At 71.2% G+C, this 14,941-nt stretch carries 14 protein-coding genes and 1 riboswitch; of the genes, 5 read left to right on the top strand and 9 right to left on the bottom strand.

The features are described from left to right. Positions 1-493: 493 nt before the first annotated feature. Complete coding sequence (gene rpsA, locus KHC27_RS16655) at positions 494-2,203, top strand: 30S ribosomal protein S1 (RefSeq protein WP_213340517.1); 1,710 nt, start codon at positions 494-496, stop codon at positions 2,201-2,203. 160 nt (positions 2,204-2,363) lie between these two features. On the opposite strand, the gene KHC27_RS16650 is transcribed toward rpsA, so the two are convergent. Next, positions 2,364-3,128, bottom strand: coding sequence for a haloacid dehalogenase type II (locus tag KHC27_RS16650; protein WP_213340516.1), 765 nt, complete (start codon positions 3,126-3,128; stop codon positions 2,364-2,366). Between the two features lie 198 nt (positions 3,129-3,326). Between KHC27_RS16650 and KHC27_RS16645 the strand changes: the two genes are divergently transcribed. Continuing rightward, complete coding sequence (locus tag KHC27_RS16645) at positions 3,327-4,232, top strand: LysR substrate-binding domain-containing protein (protein WP_213340515.1); 906 nt, start codon at positions 3,327-3,329, stop codon at positions 4,230-4,232. A 20-nt stretch (positions 4,233-4,252) separates the two neighbouring features. Here KHC27_RS16645 and KHC27_RS16640 read toward each other — a convergent pair whose 3' ends face one another. Both KHC27_RS16640 and KHC27_RS16635 read right to left on the bottom strand, forming a co-directional pair. Then, entirely contained in the window at positions 4,253-4,957 is a 705-nt protein-coding gene (locus tag KHC27_RS16640; protein WP_213340530.1) for an LrgB family protein, read from the bottom strand. Next, positions 4,938-5,402, bottom strand: coding sequence for a CidA/LrgA family protein (locus KHC27_RS16635; protein WP_213340514.1), 465 nt, complete (start codon positions 5,400-5,402; stop codon positions 4,938-4,940). Before KHC27_RS16635 ends, KHC27_RS16640 begins: the two co-directional genes overlap by 20 nt. A gap of 87 nt (positions 5,403-5,489) precedes the next feature. Here KHC27_RS16635 and KHC27_RS16630 point away from each other — a divergent pair, with 87 nt between their 5' ends. Then, positions 5,490-6,374 carry a LysR family transcriptional regulator gene (locus KHC27_RS16630; RefSeq protein WP_213340513.1) on the top strand — a complete coding sequence of 295 codons (885 nt, stop codon included), beginning with the start codon at positions 5,490-5,492 and terminating at the stop codon, positions 6,372-6,374. 11 nt (positions 6,375-6,385) lie between these two features. Here KHC27_RS16630 and KHC27_RS16625 read toward each other — a convergent pair whose 3' ends face one another. The 3 genes from KHC27_RS16625 to KHC27_RS16615 form a co-directional block, all read right to left on the bottom strand. Continuing rightward, the gene (locus KHC27_RS16625) at positions 6,386-6,961 is read right to left on the bottom strand and encodes a sugar O-acetyltransferase (protein ID WP_213340512.1); all 576 of its coding nucleotides are present in this window, start codon (positions 6,959-6,961) and stop codon (positions 6,386-6,388) included. 55 nt (positions 6,962-7,016) lie between these two features. Further along, positions 7,017-8,090, bottom strand: coding sequence for a ferrochelatase (gene hemH / locus KHC27_RS16620; RefSeq protein ID WP_213340511.1), 1,074 nt, complete (start codon positions 8,088-8,090; stop codon positions 7,017-7,019). 164 nt (positions 8,091-8,254) lie between these two features. Further along, a complete protein-coding gene (locus KHC27_RS16615; RefSeq protein WP_213340510.1) occupies positions 8,255-8,962 on the bottom strand; it encodes a glutathione S-transferase N-terminal domain-containing protein in 708 nt (235 codons plus the stop codon). A gap of 230 nt (positions 8,963-9,192) precedes the next feature. Then, a riboswitch (cobalamin riboswitch) is annotated at positions 9,193-9,409 on the top strand. Between the two features lie 35 nt (positions 9,410-9,444). On the opposite strand from KHC27_RS16615, the gene KHC27_RS16610 reads away from it, so the two are divergent. Then, positions 9,445-10,122, top strand: a complete 678-nt coding sequence (locus KHC27_RS16610) for an energy-coupling factor ABC transporter permease (protein ID WP_213340509.1) — start codon at positions 9,445-9,447, stop codon at positions 10,120-10,122. 184 nt (positions 10,123-10,306) lie between these two features. On the opposite strand, the gene KHC27_RS16605 is transcribed toward KHC27_RS16610, so the two are convergent. Then, entirely contained in the window at positions 10,307-11,734 is a 1,428-nt protein-coding gene (locus KHC27_RS16605) for a homospermidine synthase (protein ID WP_213340508.1), read from the bottom strand. Between the two features lie 185 nt (positions 11,735-11,919). After that, positions 11,920-13,140, bottom strand: a complete 1,221-nt coding sequence (locus KHC27_RS16600) for a polyhydroxyalkanoate depolymerase (RefSeq protein ID WP_213340507.1) — start codon at positions 13,138-13,140, stop codon at positions 11,920-11,922. 260 nt (positions 13,141-13,400) lie between these two features. Here KHC27_RS16600 and KHC27_RS16595 point away from each other — a divergent pair, with 260 nt between their 5' ends. Further along, entirely contained in the window at positions 13,401-14,153 is a 753-nt protein-coding gene (locus KHC27_RS16595) for a glutathione S-transferase family protein (protein WP_213340506.1), read from the top strand. Positions 14,154-14,300: 147 nt separating this feature from the next. Here KHC27_RS16595 and KHC27_RS16590 read toward each other — a convergent pair whose 3' ends face one another. Beyond that, a complete protein-coding gene (locus KHC27_RS16590; RefSeq protein WP_213340505.1) occupies positions 14,301-14,903 on the bottom strand; it encodes a GNAT family N-acetyltransferase in 603 nt (200 codons plus the stop codon). Positions 14,904-14,941 lie beyond the last annotated feature (38 nt).

Here is a 14,941-nt window from a genome sequence, read left to right as displayed (position 1 = left end):
AACCGGCCAAACCCTTGCCATGACGCGGCGCCGTCGCTATATCCTCGCGCGTCCGGGCGCTTTGGAGACGAGCCGCCGGGGCGGGCCGGGGATGCGGTAGACGCACCCCGACGCTGGGAGGCCAGCCCGCCGCGCGCTTGATCGCCCCGCCCGACATGTGAGTTCCGGCCCGTTGCGGCCGTCTCCGTCCCGATCCTTCGCCGTGAGCGTCGCGCCGGCCGCCGGGGGTTCCCCGTCGCCGGCCTTCCCGGTTCCGCCGGGCGCCGCCGCGACAGCCGCGCCGGCCTTGCGCCGGCGGGGTCCATCCCGAGGGGGATGGCGGGTGGAACGGCCAGCACGGGCCCGATCGCCGACGTCTCATCCGCCGCGGCCACAGCGCCGGGCCTTCGGGGCTCCCCCCGGAGGCTGCATCGGGACCGCCAGGCCCGATGCCCGCAGCGGAGGAGGCGACCATCAACCCGCACCGGCGCAATCGACTGGCACAGGAGCTTCAATGTCCGTTTCCAACACCGCCTTTAATCCTTCGCGTGACGACTTCGCCGCGATGCTGGAGGAGAGCTTCGGCCAGTCCGAACTCGCCGAAGGCTCGGTCGTAAAGGGTATCGTCGTCGCCATCGAGAAGGACCTCGCCATCATCGACATCGGTCTGAAGACCGAGGGTCGGGTGGCGCTGAAGGAATTCTCCGGCCCCGGCCGCGACTCCGCGATCAAGATCGGCGACGAGGTCGAGGTCTATCTCGAGCGCGTCGAGAACGCGCTGGGCGAGGCCGTCCTCTCGCGTGACAAGGCCCGCCGCGAAGAGAGCTGGGTCCGTCTCGAAAAGGCGTTCAACGCGCAGGAGAAGGTCACCGGCGTGATCTTCAACCAGGTGAAGGGCGGCTTCACCGTCGATCTCGACGGCGCCGTGGCCTTCCTGCCGCGCTCCCAGGTCGACATCCGCCCGATCCGCGACGTCGGCCCGCTGATGCACAACCCGCAGCCCTTCCAGATCCTGAAGATGGACCGGCGCCGCGGCAACATCGTCGTCTCCCGCCGCACCGTGCTGGAAGAGACCCGCGCCGAGCAGCGCCACGAGCTGGTCCAGAACCTCGAAGAGGGTCAGGTCATCGACGGCGTGGTGAAGAACATCACCGACTACGGCGCGTTCGTCGACCTCGGCGGCATTGACGGCCTGCTCCACGTCACCGACATCGCCTGGCGCCGGGTCAACCACCCGACCGAGGTGCTGAACATCGGCCAGACCGTCAAGGTCAAGATCATCAAGATCAACCACGAGACGCACCGCATCTCGCTCGGCATGAAGCAGCTCCTCGGCGATCCGTGGGAGGGCATCGAGGCCAAGTACCCGGTGCAGGCCCGCTTCAAGGGCCGCGTGACCAACATCACCGACTACGGCGCGTTCGTGGAACTGGAGCCGGGCATCGAAGGCCTGATCCACGTCTCCGAGATGAGCTGGACCAAGAAGAACGTCCACCCCGGCAAGATCGTCGCCACCTCCCAGGAAGTGGAAGTCGCGATCCTCGAGGTGGATTCGGTCAAGCGCCGCATCTCGCTCGGCCTCAAGCAGACCCTGCAGAACCCCTGGGATGCCTTCGCGGACAAGTATCCGTCCGGCTCCGTGGTGGAAGGCGAGGTCAAGAACAAGACCGAGTTCGGCCTCTTCCTCGGCCTCGACGGCGACGTCGACGGCATGGTGCACCTGTCCGACCTCGACTGGAACCGTCCGGGCGAGCAGGTCATCGACGAGTTCAAGAAGGGCGACGTGATCAAGGCGGTCGTGCTCGACGTCGACGTCGAGAAGGAGCGCATCTCGCTCGGCGTGAAGCAGCTGGCCGGCGACCCCTTCGCCGATGCCGGCGAGATCAAGAAGGGCGCGATCGTCACCTGCGAAGTCGTCGACGTGAAGGATGGCGGCGTCGAGGTGAAGATCATCGGCACCGACATGACGACCTTCGTGAAGCGCTCCGAGCTGGCCCGCGACCGCGGCGACCAGCGCCCCGAGCGTTTCGCCGTCGGCGAGAAGTTCGACGCGCGCATCATCCTGTTCGACCGCAAGGCCCGCAAGGTCCAGGTGTCGATCAAGGCGCTGGAGATCGCCGAGGAGAAGGAAGCCGTGGCCCAGTTCGGCTCGCAGGATTCCGGCGCCTCGCTGGGCGACATCCTGGGCGCCGCGCTGCGCAAGGCGACCGAGAAGACCGACTGAGCGTCTCCCGGCCGGGGCGCCCCGCACGGGCGCGCCCCTTCCGCGGAACGCCGGACGGCGTGACACACAAGCGGCCGGCGCAGCGATGCGCCGGCCGTTTTTCATGGGCGGGCAGGGTCTTGCGGCCGGCGGGATGTCGCCGGCCGCCCGGGCCGGCGGCTCACATCCAGCCGGCGGCGGCCAGCACGCCGGGAACGGCGTCCAGCGCCGGCACGGTGGCGTCGGGCCGGTAGTCCGGCAGTGGCCGGCGCCCGGTGCCCCGGTCCACCCACACCGCGCGGAAGCCGAGGTCGCGCGCCGCCGCGAGATCGAGATGCGGGCTGGCGCAGACATGCACGATCTCGTCGCGCGTGACGCCGAGCGCCCGCCAGCCATGCTCGAAGATGGTGCGCGAGGGCTTGTAGGCCCCGGCCTGCTGGGCGGTGATCACCCGGTCCACATGGCCGCCGAGCTGGGCGATGTTGCCGGCGATGATGGCGTCGTCGGTGTTGGAGATCACCGCGAGGCGGAAGCCGGCCGCCTTCAGCCGGGCGAGGCTGGCCACCACCTCGGGGAAGGGCGGCATCCGGCCGATGGAATCGGTCAGCACGGCGGCGTCGGCGGGGTCGGGCTCCAGCCCCAGCTCGGTCATCGCCGCCGCCATCGCCCGCCCGGCCACGGTGCGGAAGTCGAGATGCGGCCGGGACTCTTCCAGCGCGTGCTCGTGCCGGTCATAGACCGCGATGAAGCGGGCGGGCTCGACCGGATGGGCCTTGCCGGCGAGCACCTGGCGGATCGCGGCGAGCAGACCCTCGTCCCACTGGATGAGGGTGCCGTAGCAGTCGAAGGTCAGCCACAGCGGGCGGGGCCCCGACAGGCCGCCGGTCGCCGAAGGTGCGGGGGGTGCCGCCACGCCCGGCGGCGTCTGGATGGGGTCCTCGGACATGAGCATGCCTTCCCTGGTGATGGCCGGGGGCGGGGCCTTTCCCGCCCGCGGACCGCCGGAGGGAAGGGGCGCCCCGCCGCGCCCGGCCGGAGCCTTTCGGAGTCGCGGGCCGCCGGTCGGCGCCCGCAGCAAAGGCTCTAGCGCGGCGGCGCCTTATCGGGAAATGATATGGTGCAATGTCCTTGATTGAGAAATTCAATGCACTTCGGCTTCGACCTCGATCTCCTGCGCACCTTCGTCGCGGTGGTGGACAGCGGCGGCTTCACCCGCGCGGCGGAGCGGGTGCACCTCACCCAGTCCACCGTCAGCCTGCAGGTGAAGAAGCTGGAGCAGGGCCTCGGCCATGTGCTGCTGCTGCGCGAGCGCGCCGGCGCGGTGCGGGTGACGGAGGAGGGCGAGCGTCTGCTGGGCTATGCCCGCCGGCTGCTGGCGCTCTCGGCCGAGGCCTCCGAGGTGCTGCGGCGGCCCGGCGCGCCCCGCACCATCCGGCTCGGCGTGCCGGAGGATTTCGCCGGCCGCCGGCTGATCGACCTGCTGGCCGGCTTCGCCGGGCGCTGGCCGGACACGCGGCTCGACACAGTGAGCGGCCTCAGCCTCGATCTCCGGCGCCTGCTGGAGCAGGGCGAGCTCGACCTCGCCCTTGCCAAGCGCGAGCCGGGTGACGGCACCGCGCTGGCGAGCTGGACCGAGCCGCTGGTCTGGGTCGGCGCCGCAGGCTCGGGGATCGAGGCCGGCCTGCCGGCGCCGGACGAGCCGGTGCCGCTGGCGGTGTTCTCCGCCGGCTGCATCTACCGCGACCGGGCGATCCGCGCCATCGAGGAGGCCGGGCGGGGCTGGCGCATCGCCTATGCCAGCCAGGGGCTTTCCGGGGTGCAGGCGGCGGTGGCGGCGGGGCTGGGGCTCAGCCTGCTGCCGCGCGAGGCGGTGCTGGCCGAGCACCGCGTCCTCAGCGGATTCGGCCTGCCCGAGCAGGGCCCGACCGAACTCGCGCTGTTCGCCGCGGCCCGGCGGCCGGAGCGGCGGGTGCGGGCGCTGGCGGATTTCCTGGTCGGGCACATCGACGGGCTGCACGCCCCCGCCCGGCCTGCCGACGCGGTGCCGTGAGGCCCCCCGCCGGGCCCCTGTCACCGCAGCAGATGCGCCACCAGCGGGGCGGCCAGCACGTTCAGCAGGCCGACCAGCACCATCACCAGCCCGGCCACCGCGCCTTCGGTCTGGCCGATCTGGTGGGCGCGGGCGGTGCCGACGCCGTGGGCGCCGAGGCCGAACAGCGCCCCGCGCGCCAGCGCCGAGCCGAAGCGCAGCCGGGCCAGCACGAGGTCGCCGAGGGCGCCGCCGGCAATGCCGGTGATGACCACGAAGATCGCGGTGAGGTCGGGAACGCCGCCGATGTCGCCGGACACCTCCATGGCGAAGGGCGTGCTCATGGAGCGCGGCAGCAGGCTGAGGCGCAGCACCCCATCCAGCCCCACCGCGGTGGCCAGCGCCCAGCTCGTCAGCACCGCGGTGGCGCTGCCGGCGACCATGCCGGCCAGCAGCACCGGCCAGTGCCGGCGGATCAGCGCGCGCTGCTCATAGATGGGAAAGGCGAAGGCCACCGTCGCCGGGCCGAGCAGCAGCACCAGCCAGCGCGTGCCGCCGATATAGTCGCGGTAGCTCGCATGCAGCCCCACCACCACCAGCGCGATCAGCGCCGGCGTCACCGCCAGCGGCGAGAGCCACCAGCGCGGCCAGCGCCGGTAGATGCGCTTGGCCGCGGCGTAGAAGCCGATGGTGACGAGCGACCAGAGCAGAACCCGGCCGGCGGCCTCAGGAGAGAGCAGGCTCATCATCGGCGCGGCTCCAGCGGCTCAGGGCCTCGACGGTGAGCGCGGTGACCACCATCACCATCACCGTGCTGAGCAGAATGACGAACAGGATCTTGAGCCCGGTGAGCCCGATCAGCTCGCCATGGTCGAGCACCGCCAGCACCGCGGGCACGAAGAACAGCAGCATGTCGGCCAGCAGCCATTGCGCGCCGCGCCGCAGGTTCTGCCGCTTCAGCCGGCCGCTCGCCAGCAGCGCCAGCACCAGGGCGAGGCCGACGAGGCCGCCCGGCAGCGGCAGCCCGAGCAGCCGCACCATGGCCTCCCCCGCCAACCAGAAGCCGGCGACGAGACCCACCTGCAGCAGCGGGCTGTGGCGCACGAGCCGCGCCACGCGGGCGGCGCGCGGCAGGGCCGGGCGGGTGGCGGCGGGACGGGCAGCGGCGGAACGGAAGGCGATGGGCTTCATGGCGACCTCTCGCTTTCCTAGTAGACCCGCCGGCCTTATGATGAAAATGAATTGATAGACTGGAAATTATTCCAAGAAGGCATAGCGATGGATTTCCGCACCCTCCGCGCCTTTGTCGAGGTCGTGCGCCAGGGCGGCTTCTCCCAGGCCGCGCGCACCGTCTTCGCCACCCAGTCCACTGTGTCCAAGGCGGTGAAGCAGCTCGAGGAGGAGATCGGCGCCCCGCTGCTCGACCGCATCGGCCATCGCAGCCTGCTCACCCCGGTGGGCGAGGTGGTGTACCGCCGCGGCGTGAAGCTGCTGGCCGACCGCGACGACCTCCTCGCCGAGCTCGACGAAATCCGCGGGCTCCGGCGCGGCGTGCTGAAGCTCGGCCTGCCGCCGGTGGGCAGCGCGACCCTGTTCGCGCCGCTCTTCGCCATCTACCGCCGGCGCTACCCCGGCATCGAGGTGCGGCTGGCGGAACATGGCAGCGACGAGCTGGAGGCACGGCTGCGCGCGGGCGAGATCGACTTCGCCGGGGCGCTGCTGCCGACCTCGGCGGAATTCGAGTGGCAGGAGGTGCGGCGCGAGCCGCTGCTGGTGCTGCTGCCGGCGGCCCATCCGCTCGCCGCGCGCGAGCGGCTCGCCATGCTGGACCTGCGCGAGACGCCGCTGATCCTGTTCGACAGCGGCTTCACCCTGAGCCGCATCGTGCTGGAAGCGGCGCGGCGCGCCGGCTTCGAGCCCGACGTGGTCGCCCGCTCCAGCCAGATCGACTTCATGGTGCAGCTCGTGGCGGCGGGGCTGGGCGCCGCCTTCCTGCCGCAGCTCATCGCCCGGCAGCGGCCCGACCCCCAGGTGCGGCAGGTGCCGCTGGACGAAGAGGGGACGGACTGGGCGATGGCGATGGCATGGCGGCGCGGGGCCTTCTTCTCCGAGGCGGCCAAGGCGTGGCTGGCGCTGGTGCGCGAGGCCCATCGCCCGGCCTGAGCCGGCCGCGCCTATACCCGCTGCCGGGCGGGGTTGCCGACGACGGTGGCGCCGGCCGGCACGTCGCGCGTGACCACCGCCCCGGCGCCGATCAGGGCGTCGTCGCCGACCGTCACCCCCGGCAGGACGATGGCGCCGGCGCCGATCCACACATTGGCGCCGATCGTCACCGGCCGGCCGAATTCCCAGCCGGTGGCGCGCTCGGCGGGGTCGCGCGGGTGGTCGGCGGTCAGGATCTGCACCCCCGGCCCGATCTGGGTCCGCGCACCGATGGTGACGGAGACCACATCCAGCACCACGCAGTTGAAATTGAGGAACACCCCGGCGCCAAGGGTGATGTTGAAGCCGTAGTCGCAGTGGAAGGGCGGGCGGATGACGCAGCCTTCCCCCACCGCGGCGAAGCGGGCGCGCAGCAGCGCCAGCCGCGCCGCGTCGTCCTCGGCGAGGCTGGCGTTGTAGCGCACCATGAAGGCGGCCGCCGCGCGCTGGGCGGCGACGATCTCCGGGTCGCTGGCGAGATAAGGCTCGCCCGCCAGCATGCGCTGGAGGTGGCTGCGGCGGTCGCCGTCGTCGCGGTCAAGGCTCATCGCTTTCCCCCATCCCCGGCGCCTTCCCGCGGGCGCCTGCCTGTGGGGAAGCGGGTTAGCCCAGCTCGACCCAGCCGGAAAGCTCGCGGCGGATCACGTTGTGCAACACATCAATGCCGCCCTCGCTGTCATTGAGGCACGGGATGAAGTGGAACTGCTCGCCGCCATTGTGGTGGAAGATCTCGGCGTTCTCGCCGGCGATCTCCTCCAGCGTCTCCAGGCAGTCCGAGACGAAGCCGGGGGTGATGACGGCGAGCCGCTTCACGCCGGACCTGGCGAGGGCTTCGACGGTCTTGTCGGTGTAGGGCTGCAGCCATTCGGCCCGGCCGAAGCGGGACTGGAAGGTGAGGCGCAGCCGGCCCTCCGGCCAGCCGAGCCGCTCGCGCACCAGCCGGGCGGTCTTGTAGCAGTAGCAGTGATAGGGGTCGCCCTTCTCGAAATACTCCTTCGGGATGCCGTGGAAGGAGGCCAGCACCAGCTCCGGCTCCCAGTCCAGCCCGGCCAGCGACCGCTCGATCGAGGAGGCGATGGCGTCGATATAGACCGGGTCGTCCGGCCAGTGCGCGGCGACCCGCAGCACCGGCTGCCAGCGCATCTTCATCAGCGCCTCGAACGCCTTGTCGCAGACGGTGGCGGAGGTGGCGGCGGCGTATTGCGGGTAGAGTGGCACCAGCAGCACGCGCTCGCAGCCCTGCTTCTGCAGCGCCTCGATGCGCGAGGCGATGGAGGGGTTGCCGTAGCGCATCGCCCAGTCCACCACCAGCCGGTCGCTCTGCGGCGCCAGCCGGGCGGCGAGCTTCTCGGACTGGGCGCGGGTGATGGTCTTGAGCGGGCTCTCGTTGCGCTCGCGGTTCCAGATCGTGTCGTAATCCTTGCCCTTGGCCTGCGGCCGGCGGGAGAGGATGACGACGTTGAGCAGGAACCACCACAGCGCGCGGTTCACCTCGATGACGCGGCGGTCGGAGAGGAACTCGCCGAGATAGCGCCGCATCGACCAGTAGTCGGTGGCGTCCGGGGTGCCGAGATTGACGATGAGCACGCCGATCTTGCCGAAGGCGACCCGGGGATGGTCGGCCGGCAGATGGGCGGGGGCGAAGGGCCCGCGCGGCGGCGTCACGTTCTGGTTCATCTCGGCTCGACCTCGGTTTCGCCCTCTCGCAGGGGCTTATAGGGGAAATCCGCGCTCCTGCCAGCCGCCACATTGACCGGGGCGGCGGGCGAGGCGCTGGGGACGGCGCGGCGCCGGTCCCCGGAGCACGCTCCCGACCGCTACGCCGCGCCGCCGCCGCCGGATCAGGCCGGGCGGGCCGGAATCTCCAGCCCGCGCTGCACCGCCGGCCGGGCGAGGCCACGCGCCAGCCAGGCCGGCACGTTGGTGAGCTCGTCATAAGCGACCAGATCGCCGGCGCCGTAGAACCCCACGAAGCCGCGCACCCAGCCCAGCAGCGCGATGTCGGCGATGGTGTAGTCCGCGCCCATGATCCAGTCGCGCCCTTCCAGCCGGGCCTCGAGCACCCGCAGCAGCCGCGCGCTCTCCTTGGCGTAGCGGTCGCGCGGGCGCTTGTCCTCATAGGCGGCGCCGGCGAATTTGTGGAAGAAGCCGAGCTGGCCGAACATCGGCCCGACCCCGCCCATCTGCCACATCACCCACTGGATGGTCTCGTAGCGCGCCGCCGGATCGGCCGGCAGGAACCGCCCGGTCTTCTCGGCGAGATAGAGGAGGATGGCGCCGCTCTCGAACAGCGCCAGCGGCCGGCCGCCCGGCCCGTCGGGGTCGAGGATCGCGGGAATCTTGCCGTTCGGGTTCAGCGACAGGAATTCCGGGGTCCAGGTCTCGTCCTTGCCGATGTTGACGGTGTGGGCCTCGTAGGGCAGGCCGGTCTCCTCCAGCAGGATCGAGACCTTCACCCCGTTGGGGGTGGGGAAGGAATAGAGCTGGAGCCGGTCGGGGTGCTGCGCCGGCCAGCGGCGGGCGACGGGGAAGCTGGAAAGATCCGTCACGTCATTCTCCGGGTGGGGTGGGCGCGCCGGGTGGCCGCGCCCGCAGGGCTGCCGGCGGCGCGCGCCGGCCGTGCGCACCAGACGTAAGCAGTCCCGGCCCGAATGCCATGGCGCGGCGGCCCGTGGCGATGCCGGATAGGCGGTTTGCCCGCAGGCCGGGGGAGTGGCGGCCAACGCCTCCTCCCCCGTGAACGCGCCCGCGCCGCCTTGACAGCACCTCCCGGCACGACCGTGATGCAGGGTCACATGGTGTCCGGGCGACGACTCGCCCGGATGAAACGGGAACGGGGAAGGGCGTAAGCCCGAAGCCCCGACCGCCCCCGCGACTGTGAGCGGCGAGCGAGCTTCCATCACGCCACTGGCCCGCGACCGAAAGGCGTGGGCCGGGAAGGCGGAAGCGAGCGTGGACCCGCGAGTCAGGAGACCGGCCATGGGCATGGGTCCAACGCGAGCCGTCGGGTGAGACGGCGAAGGAGAACGGCATGCATATCGAACCCGGCCTCGTGGCCGAAGGAAAAATCTGGCTCGGCTACGTCACCGCCGCCGCGGCCGGCGCGGTCACGCTGAAGCTCGCGGCGGAGACGGTGCACACGCGCGGCCTCGCCTCGCTGGCGCTGCGCAGCCTCGCCACCACCGCGCTGGTCTTCAGCTTCTTCGAAGTGCTGCCCCACCATCCGGTCGGGGTGTCCGAGGTGCATCTCATCCTCGGCTCGACGCTGTTCCTCGTCTTCGGGGTGGCGCCGGCGGCGATCGGCCTCGCCCTCGGGCTGCTGATCCAGGGCGTGTTCTTCGCGCCCTTCGACCTGCCGCAATACGGCATGAACGTCACCACGCTGCTGGTGCCGCTGTTCGCGCTCACCGCGCTGTCGCGGGCGATCATCGCTCCGGCGACGCCCTATGTGGAGCTGAAGTACCGGCAGGCGCTGGCGCTCTCCACCGCCTATCAGGCCGGCATCGTGGCGTGGGTGGCGTTCTGGGCCTTCTACGGCCATGGCTTCACGGTGGAGAACGCGGCGGCGATCGGCTCGTTCGGCGCGGCCTACATGCTGGTCATCCTGGTGGAGCCGCTGGTCGACCTGGCCGTGCTCGGTGCGGCGAAGGCGCTGCACCGGCTGAACGGCAGCCCGCTGCTGGAGCGCCGGCTCTACAACGCGGCGTGAGGCGGGACGGCCGGGGAGGCGCCCGACCCGGCGGCGCGGCACCCGCCCTGAAACGCGGAAGGCGGCACCCGTCGGGCGCCGCCTTTTTTCAGGTTGCCATCGGCTCGCCGGGACGCAGGGCGTCCCTTGGCAGGGCGCGGCGGCAGGGCGCGGCGGGAAGGGGTGAGGGCCCTCCCGCCATAGCTCAGCGCACCAGCACGTTGCGGAACTGCCAGGGGTCGCTGGTGTCGAGGTCTTCCGGGAACAGGCCGGGACGGCCCGCCAGCGGGGTCCAGTCGGTGTAGTAGCCCTTCACCGTGCCGAGATAGGGCAACTGCACCTCGAGGCAGCGCCTGTAATCCATTTCCTCGGCCTCGACGATGCCGGCCTCGGGATTCTCCAGCGCCCACACCATGCCGGCCAGCACGGCGGAGGTGACCTGAAGCCCGGTCGCGGTCTGGTAGGGTGCGAGGTTGCGGGCTTCCTCGATGGTGAGCTGCGAGCCGAACCAGTAGGCGTTCTTGGCGTGGCCGTAGAGCAGCACGCCGAGCTCGTCGCGCCCGTCGACGATCTCGTTCTCGTCGAGAATGCTCCACTCGCCGGAGAACTGGCCCTCATTGCCGAACATCTCGTGCCACGACACCAGCGCGTCGTTGCAGGGGTGGTAGGCATAGTGACAGGTGGGGCGGTAGGCGACCTGGGCGCCGTTGCGCACCGTGAAATAGTCGGCGATCGAGATCGACTCGTTGTGGGTGACGAGGAAGCCGTGCTGCGCGCCGAGGCTCGGGCACCAGGTGCGCACCTTGGTGGCGGCGCCCGGCTGCATCAGGTAGATCGCGGCGCCGGAGCCGAAATTGTGGGTGTAGCCGTTTTCCGGCATCCATTTCTCATGGGTGCCCCAGCCGAGTTCGGCCGGCTGCAGGCCTTCGGAGACGAATCCCTCAACCGACCAGGTGTTGACGAACACGCCGAAGGGGCGGGGATCGCGGGCGCGCTGGGTGTCGCGCTCGGCGATGTGGATGCCCTTCACGCCGAGGCGCTGCATCAGCTCGGCCCAGCCCTCGCGGCTGGCGGGTTCCTCGAAGGGGAGGCCGCTATCGGTGGCGACGTCGACCAGCGCCTTCTTGACGAACCACGACACCATGCCGGGATTGGCGCCGCAGCAGGACACCGCGGTCGGACCGCCCGGATTGGCGCGCTTGGCCTTCAGCATGGATTCGCGCAGCGCGTAGTTGGAGCGGCTGGCGGGGGTCGCGTCCTTGTCGAAGTAGAAGCCGAGCCAGGGCTCGACCACCGTGTCGATGTAGAGGGCGCCGAGTTCGCGGGCGAGGTTCATCAGGTCGACCGAGCCGGTGTCGACCGACAGGTTGATGACGAAGCCGCGCCCGCCCGAGGTGAGCAGGGGCGTCAGCACCTCGCGGTAGTTCTCGCGGGTGATGCCGAGCTGGAGGAAGCGGATGCCGCGCTCGTCGAGCAGCGCGCGGTTGTCGTCCACCGGGTCGATGACCGTCAGCCGTTCCTTATCGAAGGTGAAGTGACGCTCCAGAAGAGGCAGCGTCCCGCGGCCGATCGAGCCGAAGCCGATCATCACGATGGGACCGTCGATTTGGGCATAGACCGGCCAAACGGACATTCTTGGGGAACTCCTCCAAAAGTCAGCAGAAACAACGCGCCGCGCGACATGCGCCGGGCCGCGGCACCATGAGGACGGGAAGGTGCGCCGTCAACCGTGACGACGCCATGACGCCGCCGCGACGCCACGCCGTCCCGACCCCACGCCGCCGCGACGGCAGGGCGCCCCGGCGGGCGGGGCGGCGCTCAGTCCGCGGAGAGGATGTGGTTGCGCACGATGGGATAGACCTGCGCCTGCCAGCGGCGGCCGCTGAACACGCCGTAATGGCCGACGCCGGCCTGCATGTGGTGGCGCTTGCGGTGCGGCCGCAGCCCGCTGCACAGGTCCTGCGCCGCCACCGTCTGGCCGACCGCGCAGATGTCGTCGCGCTCCCCCTCCACCGTCAGCAGCGCCGTGCGGCGGATGGCGCGGCAGTCCACCGGCTCGCCGCGATAGGTCAGCACGCCACGGGGCAGCTCGTGCTCCTGGAACACGATGCGGATGGTTTCGAGGTAGAACTCGGCGGCGAGGTCGAGCACCGCGAAATACTCGTCGTAGAAGGCCTTGGTGGTCTGCGCCTTCTCGGTCTCGCCGAAGGCGAGGTGGCCGTAGAGGTCGAGATGGGCCCGCACGTGGCGCTGCAGGTTCATGCCCATGAAGGCCGAGACCTGCACGAAGCCGGGATAGACCCGCCGCCCGACCCCGGCGAAGCCCGGCGGCACGGTGGAGATGAGGTTGCGCTCGAACCAGTCCATCGGCTTGGAGGTGGCGAGCTCGTTCACCTTGGTCGGGCTGATGCGGGTGTCCACCGGGCCGGCCATCAGCGTCATGCTGTGCGGCTGGGCGGGGTGGCCGGCCTGCGCCATCACCGCGCTGGCCACCAGCACCTGCACGCAGGGCTGGCACACCGCGAGCACATGGGCGCCGGGACCGATGGCGTCGAGGAAGTCGATGATGTGCTCGACATAGTCGTCGAAGCCGAAGGCGCCGGCCGAGAGCGGCACGTCGCGGGCATTGTGCCAGTCGGTGACGTAGACGTCGTTCTCCGGCAGCAGGGTCTTGATGGTGCCGTGCAGCAGGGTGGCGAAGTGGCCGGAGAGCGGCGCCACCACCAGCACGCGCGGCTGGGCCTGCTCGATGTCCTTGGCGAAGTGCAGCAGCGTGCCGAACTCGGTGGCCGCGGCGATCTCCTCGCGCACCGCCACCGTGCGGTTGCCGACCTCCACCTCGGTGATGCCGAAGGGCGGGCGGGCGTGGCTGAGGCCGGCGCGCTCCACCATCTCCAGCCCGGCCGCGACCTGCCGCATCAGCAGGCTGTCGCCGAAGCCGCCGGCCAGCGCGCCGCCGAGGCTGCGGCGGGTCAGCCGCGCCAGCACGCGCAGCGGGTCCATCAGGTCGGCCTGGGCCTGATAGGCGGCGTAGATCATGCGGGTCTGCCTGTCGGAGAGGTGCGGGAACGGAGACGGCGGGGGAGGGGACGGCGGAAGGCGCAGGGCTTGACGAGGATCATGGGCGTGACGCTAACGCATTTTGCCGTGGGTGCCTATGATACCGCCATGGCGCCGCAGCGGGCAGGGGCCGCGACCGTTCCGCCCTGTCCCGGCGGGTGGCACGAACCATGATTGCAGCGCTGGCGACACATGCCGGCCGTCCACCCCAAGGAACCCCTGCCAAGGAAGCCCGTCCCATGCCTGCCGCGCCGAAGACACCCGCAAGGCCCCCCCGCAAGGCGGCCTCCACCTCCAGGGCAACGGCATCGACGACGTCCACGGCCGGTTCCTCCGCGCCGACGACGACGCTCACCCTCAGTAGCAAGAACTATTCCTCGTGGTCGCTGCGCGGCTGGCTGATGTGCCGGATGGCCGGGCTGGCGTTCGAGGAGGTGCGGCTCTCCGCCGACGACCCCAGCATCCGCGCGGAACTGCTGCTGCAGTCCTCCTCCTTCCTGGTGCCGTGCCTGACCCATGAAGGCCGGCGCATCTGGGACACCCTCGCCATCGGCGAATACCTGCACGAGATCGTGCCGCAGGCCGGGCTTCTGCCTAGCGATAAGGCAGCGCGGGCGCATTGCCGCTCCATCTGCGGCGAGATGCATTCGGGCTTCGCCAATCTGCGCTCGGCCCTGCCGATGAACATCAAGGCCCGGCACGAGGGCTTCAAGGTGTGGGCAGGCGCGCTCGCCGACATCGAGCGCATCACGCTGATCTGGCGCGACTGCCTCGCCACCTATGGCGGGCCCTATCTGTTCGGCGCCGCGCCCTGCCTCGCCGACGCGATGTACGCGCCGGTGTGCTGGCGCTTCACCACCTATGGCGTCGCGCTGGATCCGGTCTGCGCCGCCTATTGCCGCGCCATCCTGGCGCTGCCGGCGATGGAGGAATGGGCCGCCGCCGCCCGGATCGAGCCGGACGAGATGGAGGAGCTGGACGTCGAGTTCTGAGGCGGGAGCGGGCGGCGAGGGCCGCCGGGCGCGCCGGCACGGCGCGAGACTGCCGCGCGGCCCGCGCCCTCCCTTTCGGGCGGCGGGGCCGCGCGGCGTCGAGCGCGGGCGGAGACGACGAACGGGGAGGGGCGGGATTCGCCGCCTTCACGCGCTGCGCTTGAGGCTCTCGTCAAAGGATACGGCGGCGGTCTCCCGCGCGATCAGTTCGCGCAGCGAGGGCGTGGCGGCCATCGCCCCGGTGGCGTTCACAAGTCCGCGAGCGCCGGCCAGCGCGCCGGGCGCCAGCTCCAGCCCGAGGAAGCGGTCGCGCTCGAACGGGCCGGGCATCCACAGCTCCCGGGTCGGGGCGGTGGAGAAGCCGAACCGGGCGTAATAGGGCGCGTCGCCCACCAGCAGGATGGCGCCGTGGCCGAGCCGGGCGGCCTCGTTGATGGCGGTGGTCATCATCGCCCGGCCGAGGCCGAGGCTGCGGAACCAGGGGTGCACCGCCAGCGGGCCGAGCAGCAGGGCCGGCTTGGCCGGGCCGGCCGAGACGTGCCACAGCCGCAGCGTGCCGACCAGCCGGCCATCCGGGCCATGGGCGGCGAACGCCAGCCCTTCGGCGGGGAGGCGGCCCTCGCGCAGGCGCTCGGAGGTCTTGGCCAGACGCGCGGCGCGGCCGAAGGCAAGGTCGAGCAGGGCCTCGCGCTGGGCGATGTCGCCAGCGGTCTCGAGGGAAATGGCAGGAGCGGCGGCGGGGAAGTCCATGGCAGCCTCCAGAACCCGGGCAGGGGTAACAGAGATGC

The sequence above is a fragment of the Ancylobacter lacus genome (assembly GCF_018390635.1).
Lineage (GTDB): Bacteria > Pseudomonadota > Alphaproteobacteria > Rhizobiales > Xanthobacteraceae > Ancylobacter > Ancylobacter lacus.
This window is presented reverse-complemented; position numbering and strand designations above follow the sequence as displayed.